The organism is Streptomyces sp. NPDC057623 (assembly GCF_042800355.1).
Taxonomy (GTDB): Bacteria; Actinomycetota; Actinomycetes; order Streptomycetales; family Streptomycetaceae; genus Streptomyces.
In genome coordinates this window covers 96,264-103,837 of the sequence record NZ_JBHVGZ010000003.1, presented here as the reverse complement: position 1 = coordinate 103,837, position 7,574 = coordinate 96,264, and the positions used below count along the sequence as shown (strand labels likewise).

At 71.0% G+C, this 7,574-nt stretch carries 6 protein-coding genes and 1 tRNA gene; 2 read left to right on the top strand and 5 right to left on the bottom strand.

All coding sequences use genetic code 11. The features are described from left to right. Positions 1–244: 244 nt before the first annotated feature. From ACFU95_RS04740 to ACFU95_RS04720, 5 genes are all read right to left on the bottom strand, one after another. Positions 245–1,906 carry an AMP-binding protein gene (locus ACFU95_RS04740; protein WP_383821681.1) on the bottom strand — a complete coding sequence of 554 codons (1,662 nt, stop codon included), beginning with the start codon at positions 1,904–1,906 and terminating at the stop codon, positions 245–247. Between the two features lie 40 nt (positions 1,907–1,946). Next, entirely contained in the window at positions 1,947–2,462 is a 516-nt protein-coding gene (locus tag ACFU95_RS04735) for a hypothetical protein (RefSeq protein WP_383821679.1), read from the bottom strand. Positions 2,463–2,565: 103 nt separating this feature from the next. Then, positions 2,566–3,171 carry a lytic polysaccharide monooxygenase gene (locus ACFU95_RS04730; protein WP_383821676.1) on the bottom strand — a complete coding sequence of 202 codons (606 nt, stop codon included), beginning with the start codon at positions 3,169–3,171 and terminating at the stop codon, positions 2,566–2,568. A 146-nt stretch (positions 3,172–3,317) separates the two neighbouring features. Then, a complete protein-coding gene (locus tag ACFU95_RS04725) occupies positions 3,318–4,445 on the bottom strand; it encodes an SPFH domain-containing protein (protein WP_383821673.1) in 1,128 nt (375 codons plus the stop codon). 57 nt (positions 4,446–4,502) lie between these two features. Continuing rightward, on the bottom strand, positions 4,503–6,017 hold the full coding sequence (locus ACFU95_RS04720) for a peptidoglycan-binding protein (RefSeq protein ID WP_383821670.1): 1,515 nt from the start codon (positions 6,015–6,017) through the stop codon (positions 4,503–4,505). Between the two features lie 184 nt (positions 6,018–6,201). On the opposite strand from ACFU95_RS04720, the gene ACFU95_RS04715 reads away from it, so the two are divergent. After that, positions 6,202–6,275 (top strand) — tRNA-Lys (locus tag ACFU95_RS04715). Positions 6,276–6,614: 339 nt separating this feature from the next. Then, entirely contained in the window at positions 6,615–7,331 is a 717-nt protein-coding gene (locus ACFU95_RS04710) for a FadR/GntR family transcriptional regulator (RefSeq protein ID WP_383821667.1), read from the top strand. Positions 7,332–7,574: the final 243 nt, after the last annotated feature.

Here is a 7,574-nt window from a genome sequence, read left to right as displayed (position 1 = left end):
TGGCGGCGCACTTCCGAAGGGCCTCTCGTGGGAGCGAGGGGCCCTTCGACGTATGCCGTCAAGCAGAGGCGGCTGGGGGTCCGGGGGTTACCCCCCGGGAGACACAGCATCAGCGGGTCCGGGGTTCGAGTCCCTGGCGGCGCACTTCCGAAGGGCCTCTCGTGGGAGCGAGGGGCCCTTCGACGTATGCCGTCAAGCAGAGGCGGCTGGGGGTCCGGGGGTTACCCCCCCGGGAGACACAGCATCAGCGGGTCCGGGGTTCGAGTCCCTGGCGGCGCACTTCCGAAGGGCCTCTCGTGGGAGCGAGAGGCCCTTCGACGTATGCCAGGGCATCCGCCTCGGTCAGTCTCCGGTAGGTCCGCTCCGCCGGCGGTCGCCACCACACCGGGTCGGCGCACCGTGGCCCCTCGCGTCGCAGGCCCGCCCGATGGATCTTGTTCGTGGCGGTCACCGGCATCCGCTCCACCACCCGTACGAACCGGGGTGCCATCTTCGTCCCCAGATCCGGCTGGGCGAGCAGGAACCCGGCGAAGGCGATGGGGTCGAACTCCCCGGCGATGGTCGCCATGACCTGGTCCCCGGTCACCGGATCCGGCACCGCGTACACGGCGACGGCCACGGCACCCTCGTACCGGGCGAGGATGTTCTCGATCATCGCGGCGGACAGGTTCTCGCCGTCGACCCGCAGCCGGTCGTCGCCGCGCCCGGCGAAGTACAGGTAGCCGTCGGCGTCGCGGCAGAACAGGTCACCCGTCCAGTACCAGCCCTCCCGCCGCCGTTCCGCCTCGGCCTCCGGGTTTCGCCAGTACCCCTCGAAGGGGTTCGGCCCCCGGTTGACCAGCTCCCCGATGGCCGCGTCCCCGTTGACCAGCCGCCCACCCGCGTCGAACACGGCGGGCGGACGCTCCTCACCGGTCTCCGGATCGAGTACGGCGAGCCCGGGCGTCGCGCGCCCCACCGCCCCGGGCGGCGTGCCCGGCGACCACTGCACGGCGGCCCCGCCCTCGGAGGAGCCGTACCCCTCGACCAGCCGCACCCCGAACCGCCGCTCGAAGGCGGCGGCGTCCACGGCCCCCGCCTCGGTGCCGAAGCCAAGGCGCAGCGGATTGTCCCGGTCGTCGGGGCGCGGCTCGGTGGCGAGGACGTACTGGATGGCCCGGCCCACGTAGGTGAAGTACGTCGCCCCGTACGCGCGTACGTCCGCCAGGAACCCCGACGCGGAGAACCGCCGCCGCAGCGCGACCGCCGCGCCGGCCGCGAGGGCGGGCGCCCAGTCGGCGATCACCGCGTTGCCGTGGAACAGCGGCATGCAGACGTAGTGCACGTCGTCGGGCCGGACGTGGAACTGGCCGGCCAGGGAGCGGCCCGCGGCGGCCAAACGCCCCTGGGTGCAGATCGCGGCCTTGGGGGCGCCGGTCGAGCCGGAGGTGAAGTAGAGCAGGAGCCGGTCGTGCGGCGAGGCACGGGAGGGGTCGGGTCGTGCGTCGGCGTACGGGGCGAGCAGCGTGTCGTACTCGGCCGAGTCGGTCAGCAGCAGGCGGACGCCGGACAGGTCGAGGCCGTCGAGCAGCGGCAGGTGGGACCGCTCGGTGACCAGGACACGGCACTCGGTGTGCAGGATGTCGCGGGCGAGTTCGGGGCCCCGGCGGGTGGGGTTGATCCCGGCGACGGCGGCGCGGGCGAGGGCCGCCGCGCTCAGCCACAGGACGTACTCAGGAGTGTTGTCGAGCAGCACCCCGATGTGCGAGCGGGACGGCACCAGGTCGGCCAGCAGCGCCGCCCGGGCCGCGGCACCCGCCGCCACCTCGTGATGGGTGAGCGCCTGCTCCTCCCACCACAGCCCCGGCCGGTGGTCGCCCCATCGGCCGGCGACGAGCTCCGCGACCGTACGCCTGTTGGACTCCATGGCGGCGCACGGTAATTGATGGACCGTCAGATGTGTAGGGTCACGGGGTCATCGTGACGCCGTCGACCACGACGGTGTCGACAGTGTCGTCGGTGCCCTCGCCGAAGCCGAAGCCGTCGGACATCTGGTGGTACGTGGCCATGAAGCCGATGCAGAACACCGCGACCACCCCGAGGAACGCGAGGATGGCGACGGTGGACGCCGCCAGCTTGCCCCGGCGCGGCTCCTTCGCCGTGGCGACGACCTCGCCGCCCTCCTTGTAATAGACGGTGACGAAGTCGCCCTCCAACGTCGTCCCCGGGCCGCCTTCCTCCTCGAAGCGCACCGTCCGGCCGTCGCGGGCGGTGAACTCGTACACGTGATGCAGCGTGGTGCTCACACTCGTGTCGCCGCTGCCGCCGTGCGTCGTCGTGAACATCCGCAGACAGCGCCCCTCCGCGGTCAGACCGCTGTTCCAGGCGCTTCGGATCTGCAGCGAGCGGCGCAGCACGCGGTACGCGCCGAAGAGGACAACGGCCAGGATCAGGCCGGGAACGAGGTAGAAGATGACGTCCATTGCGCATTCCCCGAGGTCAGGTACAGCTCCCCTACGCCGTCATGGTCATGTCGACGTAGGGGGAACGTACCCGCGGGCGGGGCCGCGCTGTCTCAAGCAATGCTCAGAACGTGACGTCCGAGCACGCGTAGAACGCGTTGCCCGTGTCGTGGACGGTCCACACCGCGAGGATCACGTGGTGGCCGCTCAACCCGGTGGGCAGCCTGCCGCTGTGCGAGAGCGTGGACGGCGGTCGCTGTCCGTTGTACGGGACCGTGAAGAACGGTGTGAGGTTGAGGTCGGAGCGGGACAGGTTGTGGTTCTGGTTCCAGCCCGGCTTGGTGACGTAGTACCGGAAGTCGGTCGTGGCGTGCATGGCCGTGAACTGCCAGCGGAACGTGTAGTTCTGACCGCCGGTCACCCGGGTGGTGGGCCAGGCGCCGCCGGAGGGGGTCTTCGGCGCGCTGAGCTGGCTGAACTGGCCGAGTCCGCCGTTGCATATCTGGCCGTCGGCCGGTCCCGAGCCGGGGAAGCCCTTGGGGCCCTCGACGCTCTGCGGCTCCCACTGGATGGAGCCGCAGTTGGTCACGGTGCCGTTCTGACAGAGCTTCTGACGGCTGACGGGGAGGTCGGTGTAGCCGTGGCCGCTCGCGCCTCCGGCGGAGAGCACGAGGGCCCCGGCGGTGGTGAGTCCGAGCGCGGAGGCGTACCACTTGGTCTTTCTGCGCATGCTGCTGCTCCTGGGAACGTGGGGGAGGTTCGATGAGCTTGCAGGTCTAGACCAAGTCCCAGATTATTGCCGACTATTGACTGTGTCCATATCAAAGACGTGTCCATACCCATCGAGGAACGGGTTCGACGGGCCGTCAGCGGGTTTCAGGCGCCCGCCTCCCCCCGCCCCGCGCAGAACGCCACCGTCAGGTCCTTGACGAGCGCCTTGCGTTCGTAGTCGTCCAGCTCGACCAGACCGCGCATGGTCAGCCGGGTCACCGTGTCCTCCACCGAGTCGACCACCGAGGTGACCATGGTGGCCCGGTCCTGGGCGTCCAGCGCGGCGATCCGGCGCCGGTGCATGGCGGCGGCGACCTCGGGGGCGTACTCCACCCGCACCGGCCGCACCGAGAACACGTCGAGCCCGACCACGCCCGCGTCCCGCACCACCAACCGGGTCAGCGTCTCCGCGGCCGCCTCCGCCGATCCCCGCGAGGCACCCGGCATCTCCACCGGCACCCGGGCCAGCGCCGCCTCGACGCACTCACGCAGATACGACTCGTGGTCCTCCACCCCGAGCGTCGCCCGCGCCGTGTCCTTCACCCGCCACACCACCAGGACGACCGCCCGCAACGCGACCCCGTTGCCGTCGGCCGCGGGCATCGGCTCACTGCGCCAGTGCCGCAGCCGTACGTCGACCCGGCGGCGCAGCAGCAGCGGGTTGACCCACAGCAGACCGGTGCGCCGGACCGTCCCGCGGTAGCCGCCGAACAGACCGAGCACCCAGGCCCGTCCGGTCCGCCCGCGCGCCAGCCCGCCCAGGCCGAGGAGCCCCAGGCCCCCGGCCCCCGTGTACGCCGCCCACTGCACGGGACCCAGCCCCGCCGCGGACGAGGGCAGCCCCGACGCCTCCATCGCCAGCGCCGGCAGCACGCCCGCCCACCACGAGGTGGCCAGGCACCCGGCCGCCCCGCAGACACCGGCCAGCACCCCCGCCGCCCCCGGCAGCACCCGTGCCGGCCGCTCCACCAGCTCGGGATCGATCTGCGGCTCGGGGCGCGGCTTGGCCTGCACGGGGCGGCGCAGCCGCGGCTGCTCCCCCGTGCCCTGCCGACGTGCCACGACCGTCGGTCTGAGCGGCACGGACACCGGGCCCGCCTCGTCGCGGAACAGCAGATGGACGGGGATCTCGGTGGTCGCCTCGTTCTGGATCAGCCGCGCGGGCCGGGCGGGTACCTCGGGCGGCCCCGCGACCCCCTCGGGCTCGGGGGTGTGGGAAGTGGTCGTGGTCATGCGTGCCTCCAGCCTCCGCGCCAGATGCGTCACAACAGTGGTCGCCGGGATGTCGGGTTACGAGAACAGCCGCCGCCAGGTCTCCGGCCCCGGATAGCCGTCCGCCGCGCCGCCGCGCCAGCCCTGGGTGCGCTGGAAGGCCTCGACGCCTCGCCGGTCCGCCTCGCTCCAGCGCGATTCCGGCCCGGTCTCGTAGTGCTTGCCGAACCCCTTCTTGGTGAGTTGTCTGCCGAGCTGGAGGACGTACGGGTTGTCGGCGCCCGGCCGGAACATCGCCCGGCCCGGGTAACCGGACACCCCGTGCGACGCGGGCTTCGTGGACTCGGCTGCGGCTGCGGTTGCGGCTGCATCAGGGGCGGACGGGTCGGCCGGGTCGGCGCCTCCCGCCGGACCAGCGCTCGGGATGTCCTTCCCCTTGCCCGTCACCAGCAGCGCCCATGTCTGCGCGCCCGGCAGCCCGTCCGCGTCCTGGCCCCGCCAGCCCTGCGCCTCCTGGAAGGCCTGCGTGGCCTTGCGGTCCGCGTCCGTCCAGCGCGGGCCGGGGCCGGAGGTGTAGTACCGGCCGGCACCGCGCTCGACGAGCAGGCGGCCCAGCCGGGTGACGTACTTGTTGTTGGCCCCGGGTCCGAAATACGCCCGTCCCGGGTACGCCGTCCCGCTGTCCGAGCCTTCCGGTTTCACGGTTACCGGCTTCTCGGCCCCCGGCGTGACGGCATCCGTCTTCCCGGCCTCCGGCTTCTCCGCGCCTGCCTCCCCCGCGCTTGTCTCCCCTGCGTCCGGCTCCTGCGTGGCCGGCTCCTCCGCGGTCGGCTTCTCCGTGGCCGGTTCGGTCCCCGTGGTGGCGCTCTTCAGCCCCTTGTAGCGGTAGGCGAGATAGCGGGAGGAGTGGCTCCAGTAGGCGTACGGGGTGGTCTGTCGGCGGGCGTGCGGGGGCGCCGACTCGTAGGCGACGTAGTAGGTGTGCGTGTGGTCCGTCCAGCCGCCGAAAATGACGACGTGCGAGCCTTTCTCGGGGTTCGCCGGATTGTGGAACAGCAGAATGTCGCCGGGCTGCAGGTCCTTCTTGGCGATGCGTACTCCGTACTGGCCCAGGCTGCCCGTCCATTCGTTACCGGGCAGCTTCCAGGCCATCGAGACGAAGCCCGAGCAGTCCTGCCGGTATCCGTCCGACCAGTACTTGGACATGCTGTACGGCACCTTCGCGGAGACCCATTTCTTGGCCCGTTTGATGATCTGCGCGCGAGTGGTCGCGGGTGTCTTGACCGGGCCGGACAGCTCGGCCGGCTGCCCGCCCGGGCCGTGCAGGGGGGCCTTGCCGCCCTGGGGTGTGCTGGGCTCGTCACCTGCGGGAACACTAGGCCGGTCGGGGGCGTGGGGGGCGGCGAACGCCGGGGCCGTGTGGCCGACGGCGAGGGTCGTGGAGGCGGCTGCGGCGAGGATCAGCGCCCGGTGGGCGGCCGGGTGGCGGCCGGTCTCGGAATGCGGCAGGACACGTCTCCAGTGAACGCATCCCGGGCAGTCGCAGTCACTCGCCGGATCGAATTCCTCGAATACCGGAGTCCGAGTCTCCATGCGATTCCCTTCACGCTCCAGTTGGAAATGTCCGCGGCTGTGCACGTCGTCAGTTTCTCAACTGTCTTCCGGACGCGCATGTTGACGGTCCGAATGGTTTACGGCCCCCTCCCCGGCCCTCCGCCACCCCCGCCCGGTGGTCCGAAGCACGCCGAGAGGTCATGTAGAGTTACGCCGTCAGCAGGCGCCGCTAGCTCAGTTGGTTAGAGCAGCTGACTCTTAATCAGCGGGTCCGGGGTTCGAGTCCCTGGCGGCGCACCGACACCAAAGGCCCTTCGCCACCGCGAGGGGCCTTCGGCCTTTACCGCCGCAGTCACCGACGCCCACACGGGCGGCCGGAGGTCCGGGGGTCGCCCCCCGGGAAACACAGCATCAGCGGGTCCGGGGTTCGAGTCCCTGGCGGCGCACGACACCGAAGGCCCTTCGCCACCGCGAGGGGCCTTCGGCCTTTACCGCCGCAGTCACCGACGCCCACACGGGCGGCCGGAGGTCCGGGGGTCGCCCCCCCGGGCAGTGCTCCCTGGCGGCGCAGCGGTGGAATCAGCCCCTCGCGCAAGCGGGGGGCTGATCTCGTGTTTGGCCGGATACTCTCTGGCCATGGCAGCGCGTGACCTTCAGGAGCGGATCAAGAAGCTCATCATCGACCGTCGGCTGCCCTCCGGGGCCCCGCTGCCGACGGAGCCCGAGCTGATGGCTCATCTGGGTGCCAGCCGGAACTCCGTGCGCGAGGCGCTCAAGGGTTTGCAGGCGATGGGCATCGTGGAGATCCGGCACGGCTTCGGGACGTATGTCGGCGCCATGTCGCTGGCGCCGATGATCGAGGGCCTCGCCTTCCGTACCGTCGCCGGGCACTACCGGGGCGAGGACACCCTGCTCCAGCTGGTGCAGTTGCGGGAGGCCGTGGAGACGGGGCTGGTGTCGCGGCTCGCGGGGCGGGTGCCGGAGGGCGATCTCGTTGAACTGGACGCGCTGGTCGACCGTATGGAAGAGCAGGCGGCACGCGGCGGCGACGGGATCGCCGACACCGACCGGGCGTTTCACGCCACTCTCTACCGGGGGTTGGACAACGCGCTGCTGGGCGAGGTGATGGAGGCGTTCTGGGACGCCTTCCACCGCGTCCACACCGATCTCGGGGGCGCCCCGCAGGATCCGCTGGTCACCTGCCGGCAGCACCGGGAGATCGTGGAGGCGGTGCGGTCGGGCGATGCGATACGGGCGGAGGAGGCCATAAGGGAGCACTTCGGCAACATCCGCGCCCGTGTTTCCACCACGGGTACACAACACCCCCACAGGTGCCACAATGAGCGCGTATGACCGGTAAACACCTCGTTTCGCATCTTGCGATCATGTGGAACGACGTAGAACCCTGGTGATTGGTTTTTCAAGATGCTGCGCATACGCGGCAGTTGGGGGGCAAGGAGCCGGTTGCCGGTTTTCGCCGGGGCATAGGGGGCCCCGCTCATGACCGCATGCCGAGGGGGGCATGATGCAACCGGAAGGTCGCAGTTCCATGTCTAAGGTGTGGAAGATGTGGTGACTGCGGCCCACCACTGATAC

Coding starts and splice junctions, on each gene's coding strand:
- ACFU95_RS04720 (WP_383821670.1), bottom strand. CDS start 6,017: ATGGAGACTCGGACTCCGGTATTCGAGGAATTCGATCCGGCGAGTGAC.
- ACFU95_RS04710 (WP_383821667.1), top strand. CDS start 6,615: ATGGCAGCGCGTGACCTTCAGGAGCGGATCAAGAAGCTCATCATCGAC.
- ACFU95_RS04725 (WP_383821673.1), bottom strand. CDS start 4,445: ATGACCACGACCACTTCCCACACCCCCGAGCCCGAGGGGGTCGCGGGG.
- ACFU95_RS04730 (WP_383821676.1), bottom strand. CDS start 3,171: ATGCGCAGAAAGACCAAGTGGTACGCCTCCGCGCTCGGACTCACCACC.
- ACFU95_RS04740 (WP_383821681.1), bottom strand. CDS start 1,906: ATGGAGTCCAACAGGCGTACGGTCGCGGAGCTCGTCGCCGGCCGATGG.
- ACFU95_RS04735 (WP_383821679.1), bottom strand. CDS start 2,462: ATGGACGTCATCTTCTACCTCGTTCCCGGCCTGATCCTGGCCGTTGTC.